This window comes from uncultured Sulfitobacter sp., from assembly GCF_947500075.1.
GTDB lineage: Bacteria > Pseudomonadota > Alphaproteobacteria > Rhodobacterales > Rhodobacteraceae > Sulfitobacter.
Map to the genome: position 1 here is coordinate 1 of NZ_CANMQS010000011.1, position 19,304 is coordinate 19,304.

The following is a 19,304-nucleotide window of genomic DNA, read 5'->3' on the forward strand; positions in this document are numbered from 1 at the left end:
TTGGGGTGGCGCTTCCTTTCGGCCAAAGATGTCCAGGCTGGGCGCGTGGTAGAGCTATTTGATCTCGCCATTCCCCTTGGTTCGACATTTTATCTGGTTTACCCAGAAGCTCATTCACGGCGACCGAACATTGTTGCCCTTCGAAATTGGATTTTGGGAGAGCTCAAAGTGTCAGAGCGATTTGACTCGCTCTGACGTTTCGATATCCGCAACTAAGCAGCTTGAACTGTCGATTCCGTCCAAGCGTTTGCCTTGAACGCGCTGTCCAATTCCGTTTGGGCCACGTGGTTGGTGTAGTTTGATAGAACCTTCAGAGCCGTACCCAGCACAACTTCCAGAACAGATTGGCGTGAATACCCGGCGGAAAGGAACGCGCTGATCTGCAGGTCGGTCGGCCAGCCACGGCTCTCATTGATGGCGATAGAGAACTGACGCAGAGCCTCAAGTTTCTTGTCCTGAATGGGAGTGTTGTTGCGCAACGCCTTGACCACATCTTCAGATACACCGGCCATTTGCGAGAGCGTTGTATGAGCCGCCATGCAATACTGACAGCCATTTAGACGATTGTTGGTCATCAGAATGATCTGGCGCTCGGTCTCTGAGAGATCGGCCTTGCTGAAGATAGTCGAAAGTGTCGTGTACCCTTCAAGGATAGTCGGGGCTTCGGCCATTGTGGCATATAAATTGGGCACAAAGCCGTAGCTCTTGAGAGATGCCTGTAGGATCGGTTTTGCGGCCTCTGGGGCAGAGTCCATTGTGTGTGTGGGGAAATCGGTCATTTTGCTGTCCTTTCTCGCGGAGATTGCCTGCAAGTCCGCTGGTGAAGATAGTCTTTGGGTCGCGGAGGCTTTCTTGAAAGCGAAAGCCTCCACACTTCATCACGGTTGCTCAGAGTTCACTGATGGGGGTCGTTGCAATTTCGGGCCATTTCGCTTCGGCACCGGCAATCACGTTTGCTTTGTCCTCGAGATACTTTTCGAAGATTGCTTCATTGACGAAAAGGTAAAGCTTCCCGTCGACGATGTCGGCATAGCGCACATCGCCATCGAGCTTTTTGCCGACAAAAACGCCGAAGGCGCAGAACCCGCCAAACTGAGGTAAGTATTGAGCTGGTTCAGCGTCAAACACTGCCTTTGCTTGCTCAGATGCGAAGTAATAATCCATGCCATCATTGGTGGCGGTGTGGACTGCCGTTCCAAGAATAGGTGTATCGCTTTGGAACATGGAAACCGGATCAATGCCGTGCATGCCCAAGGGGTTGCCGTTCAGCGTAAGGCCATTGCCGACGTTGTATTCGTCTGCGGCAAATACGGCTGTCGAAATTGCCAAAGAGACAGACAGGGCTTGGATGAAGGTAGAGAGTTTCATTGGATGTATCCTTTTGGGTAGGGGGTCGGGTTCAGACGGGGTTAGGTTGATTGGCCGATGCGTGTGACGGCCTCATCCGTCCACCAAACGGCGTTTGCGATCATCCGGAAGTTGATCAATGCGGCGAGGTATCCATCGCCTTCAGGGACCTTCGCACCTGCGGTCGCGTCCCGAACCACTGCGACTTCAAAGCCGGTCTCAAGCAGTTCGCGCATATGGCTTTCGACGCAAAGATTGGCCGACATCCCGGCAAGGATCACCTTGTCGATGCCGATTTTGCGAAGCTGGAGGACAAGATCATTCTGCTCCGGCCCGTAAACCTTATGAGGAGAGCAAACGATTGTTTTGCCGTCGTTGATGTATTCTTTGTATTGCGGCATCCAATCTGCGCCTGAACCTTCAAATCCTTCAAGATCCAGGGGGTCCGCACGGTCGAACATCTTGATGCCATGCATGACCCGTTCGAGTGTACCTTCGAATTTCCACTTGTGGTCTTGTGGGTAGTAGTAGTGCGGTGACACGACGACAGGCATGTCTGCCGCCTTGGCGGCAATGAACAAACGCTCCAAGTTGTCGACGACGCCCTGTTCGGAAACGCTTTCCCCCACGACACCCCAGGCAACGCCTTCCGGGTCCAGGAAATCGACCTGAGGGTCTACAACAACCAATGCCGTGCGCTTTGGATCGATCTCCATGTCCATATCGGGCAGCGCCGGATTGTCTGGGTCGGCGTAGGTCGCCCGTGCTTCAGGTGTTGCTGCTTGAGCGACACCTGAAGCGACAGACGCGGCTCCAGCGGCACCGGCAGCGGCAACACCGGTCAAAACCCGTCGGCGGTTGAGATCGACACCTTCGCCGTCGTGCGCGCATCCGCACGTGTGTCCAGTTTTCCTTGTCATAGTAGTCTCCTTTGTTTGTATGAGTGGTGCTGACTGCACCACTCGGGTTTCAGGTCGGCGGCAGTTGGCAAAGCTCGGTCATTCGCGGCAGAGACTGTCGCGTTTCGTGTTTGCAGATTGCGCTTTCCTGTCGGGCAGCGTCTGTTTGAGACGCTGTTGGCGCTTCAGATCATTGCGCCTTCAAAGGCCCAGTGCGCTGAGACCTCTGTGGTCATTTGGGCGGATCGATCCAGACCAATTCAACAACCGCTGATCTTTGGATATGGGAAGGTCGTTGATTGATGCAATTCGACGTTGCATCAGGCCGTTGTCGTAAAATTCCCAGTTTTCGTTTCCGTAGGATCGGAACCATTGATGACTGTCATCGTGCCATTCATAGGCAAACCGGACCGCAATCCGGTTTCCTGTAAACGCCCAGAGTTCCTTGATGAGGCGATAGTCCAACTCGCGTGACCACTTTTCGGTCAGGAAGCGGATGATTTCATCGCGGCCTTGAACAAAGCTGGCGCGGTTCCTCCATACGCAATCCGGCGTATAGGCCAGCGCCACCTTCTCCGGCCTCTTGGAATTCCAGCCGTCTTCAGCCAGCCTTACTTTCTGAGTGGCTGTTTCATATGTGAACGGTGGGACGGGTGGTCTGGTCATCTTTAATCCTTCACGAGTGTTTGGCCCTGGAGCGTTTTTTTCAAAGGGCAGTCGGAGAAGCGAAAACCAGCCCGAGTAAGCGGCATTCAGGTTGGCGGGGGGGAAACGCCAAGGGGAGGTGCGAATGCCGTGCGGGACGTGCATGGCTCTTCGGGTGGTCATTGCGGCTTCTCCGTCTGCTGCGAGATGGGGTGCCGGAGGTTACTAGCAAAGGCCCTGCGGTGCATCTCGTTAATTCATGATCAACAAGTACCGGCTCTTCGGTTTGGGGGCGCGGCAGTTTCTGCCAAGCTTTTGGCAATTCCTGCCAGCTTGCCGTTCTGTCCCTGCAGCTAGGACAGCTGCCTGTACCGGGCCGGGGCTTGACCGTTCCAGCGTTTGAAGGCTCTGCTGAACGTGCTTTGTTCGGAGAAACCGGTGAGGAACGCAATTTCCGAAATGGAGCATGAAGTCGCTGAAAGCAGTTCGTGGGCAAGCGCGGACTGCGCATCCTGAACAACATCCCTGTAGGAGAGACCTTCGTCTGCGAGACGGCGGTACAAGGTGCGTTCGCTCATCCCCAATTGGCGCGCAACCTCGCTTGCCAGTGGAATGCCACTGCTTAGCTTGGTTGACACCTGACGTATCAACTTCTCTTTGAGAGATGATTCATTGGACAACCGCGCAATTTCGTCGTCGAGATGCTGTGTTAGAAAGTCAGATATGCCCCTGTCCCCCAACCGATTGGGCAATTCCAGCATATCCCTTTGAACCGCAATCGCATTCTTTTCGGCACCGAACCTAACTTCACACTCAAAGAAGTCTTGGAGCCGAACAGGATTGTCGCGGCACCGATGCCTTAGGCAAACATAGTTCAGGCTCAAACGAGGTCCGCAAAATGCTTTAATGCTCTTGGCAACAGCGGCAAGCGCACATTCATCGCGGATCTGCAATGCGGGGTGTTCAAGCGTAAGCGCCTCGAAAACAAAAATGGCCGGGTCGTCCTGTTCCAACAGTTGATAGGCCGCCGTATCAGTGACGAGCCTGAAATACCGTTCAAGACGAACCAACGTGTCCCTCAGTGTCGGCGCAGATTTGGCGGCAAGGCCCAGGGCTCCCATGTCATCAATCCTGAACGTATCCGCATACTGAAAAACGAGCTCGGTTACGTCGTCGCAATAGTCGCAAATCCAGTCGATCAGATCGAAATAGACACTGTCTGGAACCTTCGCACCTGTCTGTCTGCCAAGGCTGTGAATAACGCGGTCTCCAGCAAGAACGCACCCATCGGGTCTAAGGTCCAATCCCGAAGCGCGCGCAAACGTGGTCGCAAAGGCAGAAGTTACGCTTGCCATTGTCTGACTGTCTTCCCCCCAAAACAATCGCGACGGTTCCACGTCGACCCAAGTCTCCGAATCAGCAAGACTATATCACTAATGAGACATTTGGGTTGAGCGACGCTCGGATGTTCTTGTCGCCACAATTTCAATGACATTCAACAGTCAAACTACCTGATCGAACCACGATCCGTAGAGCGATGGTCGGCGGGCGCGAGCGACGCGAAACGGAAGGGCTACAGATCAGCAGCATCCTGCACTTATATTAACATAAGATTGATTATGCGAAAATTATTAAGCAATTGATTCTATGATATAAAAGTCCTGTTTCTTCCGACTCAGATGCCCTTCTACCAATATGAGCCTCTCAAGTTTGTAACTTTATTCCCAGCCTCGCCGAATATCGGTGCGATGACATTCGGGACAATGAACTGGAGAAGTTGGCCGGTAGATGAGGCGCGCCTCGCGTTTCTCGTCTTCGTCGAGCACTTCGTTCTCGAAACGGTGACCACAGTTTTTGCAGCGGAAGCGAACAGTTTCAGTCATAACTCACCCCCGCTTGTTCGAGAAACTCGGCCCAAAGGGTTTCAGCTGCCGTCTCCGGGGTCAGCCGCTCGGGCTCGCCGCTAAACGACATCATCGAACCGCCGCGCAGAAAAAGCTGGTACTCGTCTGCTTCGATGAAGAAGCCTCCCTGCGCAGTATTCTGGGGCGCGTTCTCGGAGAACGAGTAGTAAATGTCACCAAACCCACCATGCCCATTGGTGAAATGGACAGTGATGTGTGCGGCGCTGCGATCCCGAGCGCGGTTGACGATGGTGCCGCCAAACGATGTGGGTGATCGCGAGACAAAACGCCCTCGTAAATCGTCAATGGTATCGATTTCGGCAATGGCGCGCTGGAAATAGTCCCGGATCGCCGCGAACGCCGCCTCGCGGAATTCACTGCGATCGATTTCATCGAAGTCGCGCTTCACACGGTAGCGGCGCTCGGTCGTAACCGCATCGCTATGGTCCTTTGGCTTTGCAACAGGAGTTGCATTTGGCTCTGCATCTCGTATCTCAGTAATGCGCCGCAGAGCTTTCGCGATATCAAGATATGCGTTGTTGGCGTTCGTCCACTCGCTGACAGGCTTGCCGTCATGCGGCAGCGCCTTGAGACTGCGCAAAGGCGACGATGTCCAGTCGCAGGGCTCGATAATGATCGGCACAACACGGGCTTCTTGCGCGTCATGCCGCTGCAACGCCCGCTGCATTTCACGTTCGAAGCAGTAGTCGGAAGCGAGAAAGTCAGGACTGACGAGCAATAAGAACAACTCGCAGGCTTCCAGCTCTGCAGCGATCTCGCCATCGATTTCGCTACCGGCAAGGATGTCCCGGTCAAACCAAGTCTCCAGAAGCCCATCGCGGCGAAGCATGGCCAGATGTGTATGCAGACGCTCAAGTGCTGCGCCGTCCTTGTGCGAGTAGGAAATAAATGCCTTCATGCCAATCTCTCCACGCCTGTCAGTGCTTTTTGTCTCGCGGCGGGAAAGGATCGCGGCCCGGTGCGACCGTATCAGAGTCGCGCCACTTCCCGTCCCGGCCTTGAATACGGACTTCCCCGCCGCCTTGATTGGCTACCGTGCGCTTTGCGGCGGCTTCCGCTTCGCGCTGCGTTCCATGGACGCTGCTCGCCCGGTCAGCGCCGGGCGCCCTCACAGCCCAGCCTTTCGGATGCTTCGTTACGTACCTGTCTGTCATTGCAACCTCCTGCTCTTGACATCGATTCTTGATAAGTATATAAACTATACCCATATAGTTTTAATGTCAATAGTGTAACTAGTCAGTCTTGCGGGAAGGAGGCAACCATGAAGGTGCACGGCAAAGAGCTCATCCTGAGCGCTTCCGACCTCGTCGGGCATTTGAATTGCGCGCATATGACCGAGCTTGATCTCGGTGTGGCCAGCGGCGCTCTCAAGAAGCCGTCGTCTTGGGACCCCCTCCTTGAAATCCTGCGCGAGCGCGGGCGGCGCCACGAAGAAAGCTTCATCGAACACCTTGAGACCGAGGGCCTAACGACGCGCGTCATTGATGGCGTGGACATCACCGCGGACGCGGTCGCCGCAACGAACGCCGCCATGGCCGATGGTGTAGAGATTATTGTGCAAGCCGCTCTGCAGCATGGCCTTTGGGCTGGGCGCGCAGACATACTCAGGCGTGTCGAAAAGCCGAGTGAACTCGGTGAATGGTCCTACGAAATCATAGACACCAAGCTCGCCCGTGAAACCAAGGCAGGTTCAGTCCTCCAGCTCTGTCTCTATGCGGACCTGCTTGAGAATGCGCAGGGAGTGGCACCAGAGTACGTGTATATCGTTGCGCCTTGGTCGAATTTCGCGACGCAGGAGTTCCGGTATGCGGACTATGCCGCCTATTTCCGGAAGGCCAAGGCCGCGATCGAAGAGGCAACTGCAAGCGATGCGCCGCCAGCCCTCTATCCGGAGCCAAGGGAGCACTGTGATATCTGCCGCTGGCGCGAACGTTGTGATGCGCGCAGGCGTGAAGACGACCATCTGTGCCTTGTCGCTGGGATTAGCAAAAACCAGCAGACAGAGCTTCAAGAGAACGGGATTTCAACCGCGGCGGCGCTTGCAGCTATGCCGGTGCCAATGCCCTGGAAACCGCAGCGCGGCGCTCCGCTTTCCTATCATAAGGCGCGCGAGCAAGCGCGCATACAGATTGAGTCCCGTGCTGCGGGCGAGACGCTCTATGAGCTTCTACCCGTTGTGGACGATATCGGTCTGTGTCTATTGCCGGAACCCTCGGCGGGTGACATTTTCTTCGACATCGAAAGCGATGCCTTTGTCGGCGAGCATGGCCTCGAATATCTCTTTGGCTACAGCTACCGCGACGAAAATGGAGCGTGGACCTACAAAGCCGATTGGGCTTTTGACCGCGAACAAGAGAAAGCGATCTTCGAGCGTTTTGTGGATTTTGTTGCGGAGCGGCAGAAGGCCCATCCTGATCTGCACATCTATCATTACGCCCCCTATGAGTCAGGCGCCCTCAGACGGCTAATGGGTCGCTACGCCACCCGTGAGTCCGAGATCGATGACATCCTGCGCGGCCATGTGCTGGTCGATCTCTACGCTGTCGTGCGCAATGCGCTGCGCGCTGGCGTCGAGAGTTATTCGATCAAGAAACTGGAGCCACTCTATGGATATGTCCGGAATACGGACCTGCCCGACGCCAACCTGGCACTGGCAAGCCTTCAAGCCGGACTTGAACTCGGTGACATTGAAGCCGTCAGCGCCGAAGTCCGTGCGACTGTGCAGTCCTATAACGAGGATGACTGCATCTCCACCATGGCACTGCGGGACTGGCTGGAAGAGCAGCGGCAAGAACTGATCGCTTCAGAGACAGACGTTCCTCGCCCAGAGCCTTCAAATCAACAAGTCAGCGAAGAGCTAACGGAGCGCCAGGAGGCTATCCAAGCGCTGATCGAGCGCTTGACTGGCGACATTTCCGCCGACATCGAAGAGCGGAGCGCTGAACAGCAGGCGCGTTGGGTTCTGGCCTATCTACTGGACTGGCATCGGCGCGAGCAGAAGGCGACCTGGTGGGAGTATTTCCGACTTGCCGATCTTACTGCCGACGAGCTGATCGACGAGCGCGTTGCGCTTTCCGGCCTGAGCTTCATCGGGACAGTTGACCAAACCAAGACGGGTATACCGATCGACCGATACCATTTTATACAGCAAGACACCGACCTGCGCGGCGAGGAAGGTTTGCGACAAGTGGGCGGCGACCCCATCGGCACAGCGGTCATGATCGACAGCGAGGCGCGTACAATCGACATCAAGAAATCCAAACAAACGGCGGGTATTCATCCTGCAGGTGTGTTTTCTTTCAAGAATTTCGATCACAAGGAACAGGCGGACGCGCTTTTCCGCATCGGAGAGCATGTTGCCGAACACGGGGTCATTGGCGATGGACCTTACCAAGCTGCGCGGTCACTGCTTCTTCGTGAGCCCCCACGCCTTGGAGCTTGGCCCATTCGGCAGACCGAAGAACTGCCCCTCGATGCAGGCGTGCGGATCGCCGATTTCCTCGAAGATGGAATCCTGCCCATTCAGGGTCCGCCCGGTACGGGCAAGACGCATACGGGTGCCCACATGATTTGCCGTCTTGTCGAGCGCGGGAAGAAAGTCGGGATCACAGCAAACTCACACAAGGTCATCCGCAATCTGCTCAGCAAGGTGGTCGAGGTTGCGGACAAGCAGGGTATCGCGCTCACTTGTATCCAGAAACCCGGAGAGCGGGAACCGGACCAGGACCGGCTAGTCTTTGCCCGCAAGAACGAGGATGTGTTCTCTGCTCTCGCCACAAACCGCGCCCATGTCGCGGGCGGGACAAGTTTCCTTTGGTCTCGCGCCGATGCCGCAGACACAATCGATGTGCTGGTGGTTGACGAAGCCGCACAGATGTCGCTGGCCAATGTGATCGCCGTGTCGCAAAGCGCCCGCACTTTGATCTTGCTCGGCGATCCGCAGCAACTCGATCAACCGACGCAGGGCTCTCACCCCGACGGAACCGGTGCCTCATCGCTGCAGCATATTCTCGGCGAAGAGCACACGATCGCGGAAGATGGGGGCTTGTTCCTCGAACAAACTTGGCGCCTGCATCCCGATATCTGCGCGTTCAACTCTGAACTGTTCTACGACGGCAAACTTGGCGCCAACCCAGACTGTGTGAAGCAAAAGATCAATGCCAAAGGACCAATCGGCGGCAGTGGCCTGCGCTACCTGCCGGTACAGCATTCCGGCAATCAGAGCTCTTCTATTGAGGAAGCAGACGCTACCGGGAAGCTGGTAAACGACATCCTTGCCAGTCAGCCTACTTGGATCGATCGCGACGGCGATGAGCATCTTGTTACAATCGAAGACATCCTGATCATTACACCCTACAACGCGCAAGTATTTGAGATTCAGCAGCGTCTGCCTGGCGCCAGGGTCGGAACCGTAGACAAGTTCCAGGGGCAGGAAGCGCCGATCGCCATCTACTCTATGGCAACGTCAAGCTACGCTGACGCGCCGCGCGGTATGGAATTCCTATACAGCGCCAACCGCTTCAACGTTGCGATCTCACGCGCCCAATGCGTCGCCATACTGATCGCCTCCCCTGAAGTGTTCGAGGCCGACTGCAATACCCCTCGCCAGATGCAACTGGCAAACGGGTTCTGCCGCTACCTGGAACTAGCAGAGACGCTTTCTGTTTAGTTTCGAAAGCCTTACACTGTCACAAGTGCCGCACTCGTCCGTTTTCATCAATTTCCAGCACAGGACCCACGCGCTCGAAGACAGAAGCAGACGATTCAAAATGCGTCATTGTATCAAGGGTGAAGCGGCCTTCGAGAAGATGAACATCGGTCCTTTCACCGCCTCCCTCCGATGAGAAACCGGCGTCGATGCCAATCCCGCCTCGGTCGGTCAGTAGATAGCGGGCATGAAAGTTCAGTCCGCCGGTTTTCTGCCTCCAGCGCAAAACCTTGATCTTCATCCCAACTGGAATCACGCCGCCGAATTTTCGTACCGCTTCACGTTCTATAGCGGCGGCGTCGGGGCAGTGTCCGTGTTCGCAATAGTGGATTTGGAAGTCTATCTCAGCCCCTCGAATGTGGTTCAGGAGTTCCCGCAGCGTGCGCTGATACTTTGCATTAAATGGGTCATAGTATTTGTCGACCAACAAGACATGGCGCGCGCAACTCAGCAAGGGAGCGACAGCACTTGTTATCGAGGCGGCTTCGCGGGGCACGCTGATGCTTCGTACGACTTCGAACAGAGGATGTGTTTCACTTACATCGTCCACTGCGACCACTTCTGGTACACCGGAAACGGTATCTCTCGCCACAATCGCGCGAAAGGGCGCGGCGGCATGTTCTCGCACGGCATTATCGAGCCACGTGCCACCGTCTGGATCATAGGGCCGACCGGCCCGCACAGATGCATGCGCCTTCAAAAGCCGCAACTTTTCGATGACACGCTTTTTTTCCACGGGCGGCAAGTCCGCCGCGGCTTCAATTGCCATAGGAAGCCACTTTTTCGGAAACTGCGACAAGAGACGTCCTCGATCGAACCCAAAAAGCTCGGCCAGGTATCGGCACGTCTTCCAATCTTCTGCAATGGCCGCGGGCTCTACCGCATATTCATAATGCATTAGAAGAGTTCCTCAGCCCGCTCATCGAAGAAGCCATGAGGCCATCGGTCGCGGAACTCTCCTTCTTCATCCACTCTCAGCGGTCGGAACTTGACACCATCGAGGCCGCTTTCAACGTATATTACTGAAAGATCATCTGGAGTGAGCCCTTCTACACCGGGCGGCAGCTCATTGTCCGTTTTCTCACGGATACGACGCAGCAGTCGAAGCATGATGTGTTCGCTATGCGTCTCTATCAAAAGGCTGCGCTCAGGCCCAACTGCCGGCTGCGGACCCTGCGTCGCTTCAATAAAGAGATCGCCTAGCCCAACTTGGATAGCCGGATGAATATGGAGTTCGGGCTGCTCAATCGCTATCAGCCCCTCAGGATCCATCAGGCACGCAACAACGACAGGCACCATCTGAGAGATACCTACCCCGACGTCGCTCGGAGCAACCAACACCCCTTTGTTCAGATCGAGAAGTCGAAACTCCTTGACGGACTTTAGCGACGCGTAGAGCTCCTGCAAATCGCCAAGGTCGTCCTCACCAATCCCTCGCTGAAAAAGCTGATGAAACCGGCTGGTGTTGGGGACTTGTTTGAAAGCCGTCTGCTGCAGCTGGTAGCCGGTACGCAATTTCAAATCCGACGAGAGCCAGTTATTCACACTTTCAAGCAAGTGTTCGGTCGTCTGAGAATTCAGCACATCCCAAGCGGCGAGGCCCTGTGCCCAACGGGACTCGTCAGGTGAAAGGCGCGGACGGTATGCTCGACTAGGAATTTCTCGGAGTGGCCCAATATAAGTCAGCGACTTTAGGTAGTCGCGTAAGATTCGGACAGGGCCAAGAACCATCTCGTCCAGAAGCGCGCTTAAACCTGCACGGCGATATGTCTCTAGGTCGAGTTCGTCGGCGGCGCGCAGTTCGTCGCTGTCTGACAGGCGCGGAACAGACGCTCCACGCGCATAACGCATCCGGATCAAGTTCTTGTCGAGCTCAACCAAATCGAGCGCAAGCGGACGGTCCAGATCGGGCAAGGCTCCGAATTCTGTATCCACCTTGACCCGAAACCGCACGCGGTCGTTGACTTGTGCATCCGCCACGATCTGACGGGAAAGCTCATAGAGTTCTATGCCGAGCGGCGACTTAAACGGGTCGCCCTTCTCAGCCTCCGGATCATATCCAAGCGCGGTTGGTAACCCTTCTTCCCAGTCTTCCGGCTCGTCGTCCGGATGAACCAGTTTTTCCAGCATCGGGTGCTGCCAATTGATATCGATCAGCTCGGCCTGACCTTCCTGAGGCGGGGACCGGAGAGTGGCCAGTTCGTCGCCGTTGTGTTCGACCGACATCTTCGCGACATAGGGGCCTTGGAGGAGATCGCTCCAGGCAACCTCGATGCCGATGCCCACCTCCTGCACGACGGCGTAGGTTTTCAGTTCCGTGTTTTCACCCGCGATGTATTGCACCGGCAGGCTTGTGAACTGCGGGTCTGACAAGTTGCCGCCAGAATTGAGCGGCAGTCGGTCGCTGCCCTGATCGTCACCGATATCGAGATGCACCTTGATGTGGATGGACCGACCGGTCTCATGCCCATGGACGAGGTTGGCAAAGCCACCGAGGTCAGTGAGGCCACCGGCGATCGTCTGGTCAGGGTCGGGGTTGTTGCGCTCGATTACTTCGCGCAGGTAGTGCAGCGCCTGCAGGATCGTACTTTTGCCCGCGCTGTTCGGGCCGAAGAGCAGCGTGATCGGCTTCAGGTCAATACTTTGGAGCGTGCCAATGCCCTTGAAGTTCTTAATTTCGATCCGGGTCAAACGCATGTCGGCACCTCAGAGTTCGCCGCGGAAGGCACGTTGTGACAAGGACTCGAAAAGATCTTCCCCGGAGCCATCCGGCGTTTGAGATTTGGCTTCAATTGCCCTCGCTTTCTGAAGCATGGCGACGAATCTGAGTTGCTCGGCCATTGGGGGCAAATTGATTTCCAGTTTTCGGATGATCCCGAGATTCAGGCCGTCCATGATCGCGCCCTTGTTGAAGGACTTGATCTGACGAATGATAAGCGGATCGGAATGGATCGCAAAGGAGAGGACTTCCGGGTGGATCAAATCCTTGTTGCAGGTAATCGTGGCAAGGTGCTTGGTCGTGATCGCTTCCGGTATGTCGTCTGGCACGACTGCGGAGCGACCGGTGGTGCCCATTATGGTGATTATTACGTCGCCTGGGAAAACCGTGTAGCGACGCAGTTCCTCGTACTTGGACGGCGTTATGAAGCGTCGTTCGGACCAGGCGAACTTGTTCTGCACCGCGTTGTCGATACCGAGGACCGCAATGCCCTCATCAACGAATTCGCCATGGCGAAGCGCACTGCCAAACGGTCCTGACCGGATCGCGCCCTTCCGATCTTCGGCAAGCACATCGATTTTGAATGGCTTCCATTTGTTATGGTTGGGATTGAGATGCCCAACGGTATGGACATAAGCCGACCTTAAAAAGTCACGTACCGCTTCAAGGAGGCGCACTCGCTTTCGCCGGATGCCGTCCGCTTTGTCAAGAATCTCTACAATCCGCCGTTGTTCACCAATTTCTGGAAGAGGTATTTTCAGATCTTCCAGAAAGTTGCGCGGCACGCGCTTTTGACCGGCGCTTCCGGTCATGCGTTCCTCGCCCTCTAACCTTATTCGACGAAGGCGAAGAAAATGAAGGAGATAGCGAGGGTCGGAAATGTTTTCTCTGCTGCGGATCACATGGAATTCGGTTGATCCGAAAGCAAAGTCGGTTCGCGTTTCCGCTAGCGCAATTTTACCGTTCTCAAAGCATGGTGTGATCTTTGCGACCAGAACATCTCCGGATCGAAAAGACGTGTAGCCCTTGGCTACCTCTTGGTGAGGTCGCGCCTCCGTAACTTCTATACGCCCATCCTCATGGACGGCTTGCATGGGGACAAAATCGTAGAGTTGCTCTGGATCAATCTCGCCAACCTTTGGAGCCTTTGGATTCACGAAAGCAGCTTCTTTGAGGCTTACCGCTTCGGTCATCAAAGCAGCTCCTCAAGTTCGGCAAGGTCACCGGCGATTTCATTGTTCAGCCGGTTCATTCGACTGAGGATTTCATGGGGGGGCTCGTAGTCCTCTTCTTCGTAGACGCGCTCCTTGTACCGACTTAGCGAGAGGTCATAGCCAGCTTCCTTGATCTCGGTAGCCGATACAAAGAATGCCTTCGAGGTTCTGTCCGTATCCTTCGCCGGGTTGCGGGAGCGCCAGCTGGCAAGACAATCCGGCAGGTCGTTCTCTTTCACCGGATCGCGCTTGTCGTCGAGCGAGAGACCATCGGCCTCGACGTCGTAGAAGAAAACGTTGTCGGTGCGTCCGCCTTTGGTGAAGACTAGGATGCCGGTGGACACACCCGCATAGGGCCTGAACACGCCGCTGGGGAGAGAGATCACGGCTTCCAGCTGGTTTTGGTCGACCAGCAGCTGGCGCAGTTGACGGTGCGCGCCGGAGGAGCCGAACAGCACCCCATCAGGCACGATCGTCGCCGACCGGCCGCCGGTGTTCAGCATGCGCAGGATCAGCGCGAGGAAGAGCAGCTCGGTCTTCTTCGTCTTGACCTGGCGCAGCAGCCCCGAATGCACGTCCTCGAAGTCGAGGCTGCCCTTAAAGGGGGGATTTGCAAGGATCACGTCGAAACCCTCGGTCGCCTGGCTCGGATACTTGTCCGTGAAGCCGGTGCTGAGCGTGTCTTGGTAGTGGATATCTGGATCATCCACCCCGTGCAGCATCAGGTTCATCGCCGCGATCCGCAGCATGGTCGCGTCGAAGTCGAAGCCATGGAACATGTTGCTGCGGATATGAGCGCGGTCCTCGTCGCTGAGCTTGTCGCCGATATAGATCTTCTCGACATTCCCGTTGTCCGGATCGGTCTCCTCAATCACCGCCTCAGGCGAGGTATAGGTTTCGAGCAGGTATTCCATGACGCTGACAAGGAAGCCGCCTGTGCCGCAGGACGGGTCGCCGACAACATCTGTCGGCTTCGGCTCGAGCAGATCGACCATCAGCCGGATGATGTGGCGCGGCGTGCGGAACTGGCCGTTGATGCCAGCCGTCGTCAGCTTGCTGAGCAGGTACTCGTAGAGGTCGCCCTTGGTGTCACCCTCGGTCAGCGGCAGCTCGTGGATCATGTTGACTGCCTTCACCAGAAGCCCCGGCTTCTGGATCATCAACTGCGCGTCCTTCATGAACTCGGCAAAGGCCGTGCCGCTGGCAACGGTGCTACGGAAATGCGGGAAGACTTCGTCGCGCACGAGTGGTAGCATCTGGTCGGACCCCAGGTGCCGGAACTGCGACCAGCGCAGGTGCTGTTCGTCTTCCTTGAAGCGGCGCGTGAAAGGCTTTCCGCTCCGCTTCTGGCGGTTCTCGTCCCGCGCCTCATTGATGTCGAGGAGGCGCGCGTACATCAGGAACGTGATCTGCTCGATTACCGAAAGCGGGTTGGTGATCCCGCCCTGCCAGAATTCCGTCCAGAGCGCGTCGACGCGCCGCTTGAGATCACCCGTGATCATTGTTGTTTCCTCTCATTCGGGTTTTCGTCTTTGCGCTCGTCGACCTCGGGGCCAAAGGAGCGCACAATGTTGATAAGATCGGCAATGTCTGCCTCGTCATGGAACACGCCGTCCGGACCGTCGGCATCGACCACTGTGAAAGGGTCGTCGTAGAGCCGCTCGATCTCAATTGTGCCGTACCGTGCGATGTGGTTCTGCAACAGCGCAAGGAAGCGTGTCTGCTTCGCGCTGAGCTTCGGATGCTTCTGGACGAAGGCGGTGAATTTTTCCCGCACCGCTTCGGGATCCATCCCCACGATCATCCGGATCGCGAGATAGAGCGGTCCTGCAGTCTCGCTGAAGAACTCCTCAAGATGCTCACGCCGCACGTCTGGGTGTTGAGTTAGAACGAGCGATACGAGCGAGTCGATTTCGCGGTCGGACACTGCTTCGCCGGCACGGATCTTCTTAAGGACGGGGTCCGTCTCGAAGTGCTTCTTGAGCTCACCCTCGATGATTTGCTGATAAGCCTTCATATCGACCGTCCTCAAGGTGGTCGATCGACGGGCAAGCTGCATCTGGCTCGCATCCTCAGTGACATCGATCACCTTTGGCGGGACACCGCCCGCGCCACCCCGGGCGCGGTGATGCATGATCTCGCGCAGCGGTTCGCGCACTTCTTCGAGATCGGCAACATTGACGTCCGTCCAGAAGCTATCGGACTTCACCCGCTTGATGACATCAGCCTTTTCGCGCACAGGATTGAGGTGCATCTGCAGGACGCCCAGGCGGTCAAGAAGTTCGATCTTCAGATCGGCGAGCGCACCGGCACCGCGCAGCACGGCAATTTGCATGCGGGCAATCAACAGATCAAGAGCCAGCGCATCCCCTTTGCCCCGTATATCCCGCCACTGCATGAGAGGTGCGATCTCCTGGCGAAGACGCGCAACGGTCGTCGGAGCAAAGACCTTCAGCGTACCGGCCTCCGACAATGTGCGCTTTTCTTTCCACTTCTCAAGCACCGCGATCGACTCTTCGGGGAGGTCTTCTATGTCCTTCGCAATGAGGCCGATGATCTGCTCCGCAATGTTGGGCTCACTCTTGTTCAGCGCCGTCTCGGCAAGCTTGATACGTTCTTCAAAGACAAGCTGCGCAAGCGGCTTTGCCTGCGTCGGCTCGGCGGGTTTGTAGCCCATCTCGAAGCGCGCAAAGTTGCCCCAATGATCGAAGATGCGAAAGACCGACTTATCTTCGCCGGGTCCAAAGAGGTCCTCGCACAGACGTGTGCCCCGCCCGATCATCTGCCAGAACTTTACAGGCGACTTTACCGGCTTCGCGAAAACAAGATTCAGGATTTCAGGGATGTCGATCCCGGTATCGAGCATATCGACCGAGATCGCGATCGTAAGATCGTTGTTCGTTCCCTCGCCTTTGAAGTCATCGATCAGCTGCTCCGCCCTTGGATCATAATTGTCGATGACCTGGCAGAACTTGCCAGCATATTGCGGATACATCTCATCGAAGAGCTGTCGCATGAGCATGGCGTGTTGATGGTTGCGAGCGAAAATGATGCTCTTTCCCGGGACTTGGCCGGTCGCATCCCGCAACCCATTTTCCATGAGATTGCGCAGGATGGCGCGGTTCGTGTCCCTATTGTAAATGATCTTATCAATCTGCTCGGACGAAAAGTCGTATTGCGACGGATCTTCGCCCTGCTCTTCGAGCTCTTCGATTTGTTCCGGAGACAGACCGTCGAGGCGGATACCTTCACGTAAAAACTGAGTTGTGTGTTCGAAGACTTCGAAGGGTGTTAGGTACCCTTCTTCGACCGCGAGGTTCAAATCATAATTCGAGGTGGGCAGTTGGCCCTCACAGTCAAACAAACTGAACGTGCTGCGGGTCACGAAGTGAACCGGCGTCGCCGTCAGACCGACCTGGTGACAGTCGAAGTAGTGAAAGATGTCGCCGTAGACGTTGTAGATACTGCGATGGGATTCATCGGCGATAATTAGGTCAAAGAACCCCGTATCGAAGGACTGGAACACCTTTTGCATCGCCGGGTAGGTGGCAAGGAAAACCCGCTCGCTCGCATTGGATTTTACCCGCGAAGTGACGATACGCGTCGGCTCAGAGAGGAAATCGTTGAAGGCGTTCTTGGCCTGTTTGCGCAATTCTTTGCGGTCGCACAGGAACAGCACTCGCTTCACCCATCCTGCGCGGATCAGCAAGTCTGTCAAAGCGATCGCAACACGCGTCTTGCCGGTGCCGGTGGCCTGAACAACCAGCGCTTTGCGATGCTTCTTCGTGAACCGCTCTGATACCCGCTTGATGGCCTCAAACTGGTAAATTCGATCAACGATAGTTTCGTTAATCTCTATGGTATCGAGCGGCTCTTTCTGCTGCCGCTGATAATTCGCGAGGTGTTGCAAGCTGTCCTTGGAATAGAACCCATAGAGCTTACGAGGCGGGTAGTCCTGGGCGTCATCCCAAATCCAGATGTCAAACCCGTTGGTGTAGAAGATAACAGGACGGTGCTTGTGCTTCTTCTCCAGGCTATCCGCATAGAGCTTGGCCTGATGGCGCCCGCTTTCCGCATCGGCCGCGGTCTTCTTGGCCTCAATAACGGCTAGAGGATTGCCGTTGTCATCCCAGAGCACATAATCGGCATAGCCGATGCCGGTCTTGGTCGGCTGACCGTCCACTTCAACTTCTTTGCCAACTTGTTCTGTGTTGCTCAGCCCTTCACCAACATCCCAGCCAACGCTCGCCAGAAGGCTATCGATCAGGCGCGTACGCGTTTCGGCCTCGCTGAAGTGCAGTTCATCCGCGGCGCTCTGCGCCGATGCCGCCAATTTCTTCAGCTCTGCGGCTTCCTGCTCCGTTTCTAAAGCCGTTGCTCGTGCTTCTTCGAGCTCGGCAAGAAGCACATCCATTTGGGCTTCCTGGGCCGCGAGCTTTTCAAGGATGCGGCGCTTTTCCTTCGCCTCTGCCTGGCCCGGTGCCGCAGGTTGCACAAAGGCAGGTAACTGATCAGCCTTTTGCTTTCCGTACTGAATGCAAAGCCAGCGCGCGAGATCGTGGGCTTCTTTGAGAAGCCACAGGGCATGCTGCGCACGAACGGGCTCCCCATGGGCAGCCTTGTTGCCATGCATGCGTAGGGCGTGGAGCTTATCCAACACCACTTTTGGCGTGATCGCCTCGAACGCATGGTTCTTGAGCAGATCAACGAAGGTCGGCTGCTCCGGCTTGGGAAGTTTCAGATCGCGATAGATGTCCTTGGTCAAATTCTCTGCATACAGACGCAGCTTGACGAGCGCGCTTGCCGCGTCGGCATGCGCATAAGACTCGGCCAGCGCCCCGAGCTGCGCAAGCTCAGGCCAGTTCTGTCGAAGGATTTCGAAGTTCACAGATTTCATGCCATCGCCTCCATGAGCGCGGCATCAAATTCAGCACGGTTGGCCACTACCACCGGAATCTCATGCGGGTTATCGAGCTTGTCGGCCACATCAAGGCGCAGCCGTTTCTGAAAATAGTAAAGGAGGGCCTTGCGAACCGGCACCTTCACCTGCCCGCCACGCATCGCGTAGTCTTGGGCAATCACAGCCTGTTGGCTTTCGCTCAGCGCCGGGTTGGGCGCGAGCAAAACTTGGAACCGGTCATGCCACAGACGGTCATCTGCAGAACCTGCTCCGGCTGCCGCCGGGTTTCTGGTCTTGAGACACCGAGACAGGATGAAGTCCTTGAACTTAAGATCGATGTAGCAATAGGCACGCACGTGCCAACGTAGACCGTCATGACCGAATGAATGCGGCGTGATGCGTCGCCACTCGGGCGCAGGCCGCTTCACGCTCATCGATTGGTAACGGATTTCGAGAGACTGCCCTTCGCGAATTGCCGCCAAGACGGCGCGGAGGACCGGGACATCGATGCTTCGATGCGGAATTGGCATCGCATCAAATTCAGGCGCGGCAGCGAGCCAGGTTTCTTCCGGACCGTCATGGGAGCGCGTTAGAGCCCGAAGATGCGCGAGGTAGGTCGAGGCATCCGGCTCAAGGAAAACCGGCTTGAAGGCTTGCGACGCGCGATAGCGCTTCGCGCTTTTGTCGTATTGGAGGTTGCCCGGCGCCTTCTCTTCATAAAGTGTGAGGTCCTTGGAGGCCTGAGGCACCGACACACCGAACTGCTCGATGATGTCAGCACGGTTGATCCCGCCCTCCCAAAAGAGGCGAAACTCAATAAATTCCAACCGTTTTTCGACACCCCAGCGCATCGCTGCGTTACTCCATTCCTTGCGGCATCACCGATTCACTTGGGTTCGTTGATTGCCATATTTACTATATGGGTATAGTTTTTATACATATCAAGC

At 56.1% G+C, this 19,304-nt stretch carries 14 protein-coding genes and 1 pseudogene; 2 read left to right on the forward strand and 13 right to left on the reverse strand.

What is annotated here, in order from left to right:
* Positions 1–195, forward strand: a pseudogene (locus tag Q1A91_RS21925) (hypothetical protein); the annotation flags it as partial.
* Positions 196–212: 17 nt separating this feature from the next.
* Here Q1A91_RS21925 and Q1A91_RS21930 read toward each other — a convergent pair.
* From Q1A91_RS21930 to Q1A91_RS21960, 7 genes are all read right to left on the reverse strand, one after another.
* Positions 213–779: a carboxymuconolactone decarboxylase family protein gene (locus tag Q1A91_RS21930; protein WP_299882652.1), complete on the reverse strand. Its 567-nt coding sequence runs from the start codon at positions 777–779 to the stop codon at positions 213–215.
* Between the two features lie 109 nt (positions 780–888).
* Positions 889–1,368, reverse strand: coding sequence for a YHS domain-containing (seleno)protein (locus Q1A91_RS21935; RefSeq protein WP_299882654.1), 480 nt, complete (start codon positions 1,366–1,368; stop codon positions 889–891).
* A gap of 41 nt (positions 1,369–1,409) precedes the next feature.
* Entirely contained in the window at positions 1,410–2,267 is an 858-nt protein-coding gene (locus Q1A91_RS21940) for a cysteine hydrolase (RefSeq protein WP_299882656.1), read from the reverse strand.
* 180 nt (positions 2,268–2,447) lie between these two features.
* A complete protein-coding gene (locus tag Q1A91_RS21945; RefSeq protein WP_299882850.1) occupies positions 2,448–2,912 on the reverse strand; it encodes a nuclear transport factor 2 family protein in 465 nt (154 codons plus the stop codon).
* Between the two features lie 332 nt (positions 2,913–3,244).
* On the reverse strand, positions 3,245–4,246 hold the full coding sequence (locus Q1A91_RS21950; protein ID WP_299882658.1) for an AraC family transcriptional regulator: 1,002 nt from the start codon (positions 4,244–4,246) through the stop codon (positions 3,245–3,247).
* A 520-nt stretch (positions 4,247–4,766) separates the two neighbouring features.
* Positions 4,767–5,714 (reverse strand): toll/interleukin-1 receptor domain-containing protein, encoded by a 948-nt coding sequence (locus Q1A91_RS21955; RefSeq protein WP_299882660.1) that lies wholly within the window; start codon positions 5,712–5,714, stop codon positions 4,767–4,769.
* A 19-nt stretch (positions 5,715–5,733) separates the two neighbouring features.
* Positions 5,734–6,024: a DUF2188 domain-containing protein gene (locus Q1A91_RS21960; protein WP_367278705.1), complete on the reverse strand. Its 291-nt coding sequence runs from the start codon at positions 6,022–6,024 to the stop codon at positions 5,734–5,736.
* A gap of 53 nt (positions 6,025–6,077) precedes the next feature.
* On the opposite strand from Q1A91_RS21960, the gene Q1A91_RS21965 reads away from it, so the two are divergent.
* The gene (locus tag Q1A91_RS21965; RefSeq protein ID WP_299882663.1) at positions 6,078–9,485 is read left to right on the forward strand and encodes a TM0106 family RecB-like putative nuclease; all 3,408 of its coding nucleotides are present in this window, start codon (positions 6,078–6,080) and stop codon (positions 9,483–9,485) included.
* A 19-nt stretch (positions 9,486–9,504) separates the two neighbouring features.
* Here the strand turns inward: Q1A91_RS21965 and Q1A91_RS21970 are convergent, their stop codons facing one another.
* Genes Q1A91_RS21970 through Q1A91_RS21995 form a run of 6 tightly spaced genes read right to left on the reverse strand, consistent with a single transcriptional unit; the run spans position 9,505 to position 19,208 of the window.
* Positions 9,505–10,422: a hypothetical protein gene (locus tag Q1A91_RS21970; protein WP_299882665.1), complete on the reverse strand. Its 918-nt coding sequence runs from the start codon at positions 10,420–10,422 to the stop codon at positions 9,505–9,507.
* On the reverse strand, positions 10,422–12,221 hold the full coding sequence (locus Q1A91_RS21975; RefSeq protein ID WP_299882667.1) for a DUF3696 domain-containing protein: 1,800 nt from the start codon (positions 12,219–12,221) through the stop codon (positions 10,422–10,424). The genes Q1A91_RS21970 and Q1A91_RS21975 overlap by 1 nt, the downstream gene beginning before the upstream one ends.
* A gap of 9 nt (positions 12,222–12,230) precedes the next feature.
* Positions 12,231–13,436 (reverse strand): restriction endonuclease subunit S, encoded by a 1,206-nt coding sequence (locus tag Q1A91_RS21980; protein WP_299882669.1) that lies wholly within the window; start codon positions 13,434–13,436, stop codon positions 12,231–12,233.
* Positions 13,436–14,959 (reverse strand): class I SAM-dependent DNA methyltransferase, encoded by a 1,524-nt coding sequence (locus tag Q1A91_RS21985; protein WP_299882671.1) that lies wholly within the window; start codon positions 14,957–14,959, stop codon positions 13,436–13,438. The genes Q1A91_RS21980 and Q1A91_RS21985 overlap by 1 nt, the downstream gene beginning before the upstream one ends.
* Complete coding sequence (locus Q1A91_RS21990) at positions 14,956–18,354, reverse strand: DEAD/DEAH box helicase family protein (RefSeq protein WP_299882673.1); 3,399 nt, start codon at positions 18,352–18,354, stop codon at positions 14,956–14,958. The genes Q1A91_RS21985 and Q1A91_RS21990 overlap by 4 nt, the downstream gene beginning before the upstream one ends.
* Positions 18,351–19,208, reverse strand: a complete 858-nt coding sequence (locus Q1A91_RS21995; RefSeq protein WP_299882675.1) for a WYL domain-containing protein — start codon at positions 19,206–19,208, stop codon at positions 18,351–18,353. The genes Q1A91_RS21990 and Q1A91_RS21995 overlap by 4 nt, the downstream gene beginning before the upstream one ends.
* Positions 19,209–19,304: the final 96 nt, after the last annotated feature.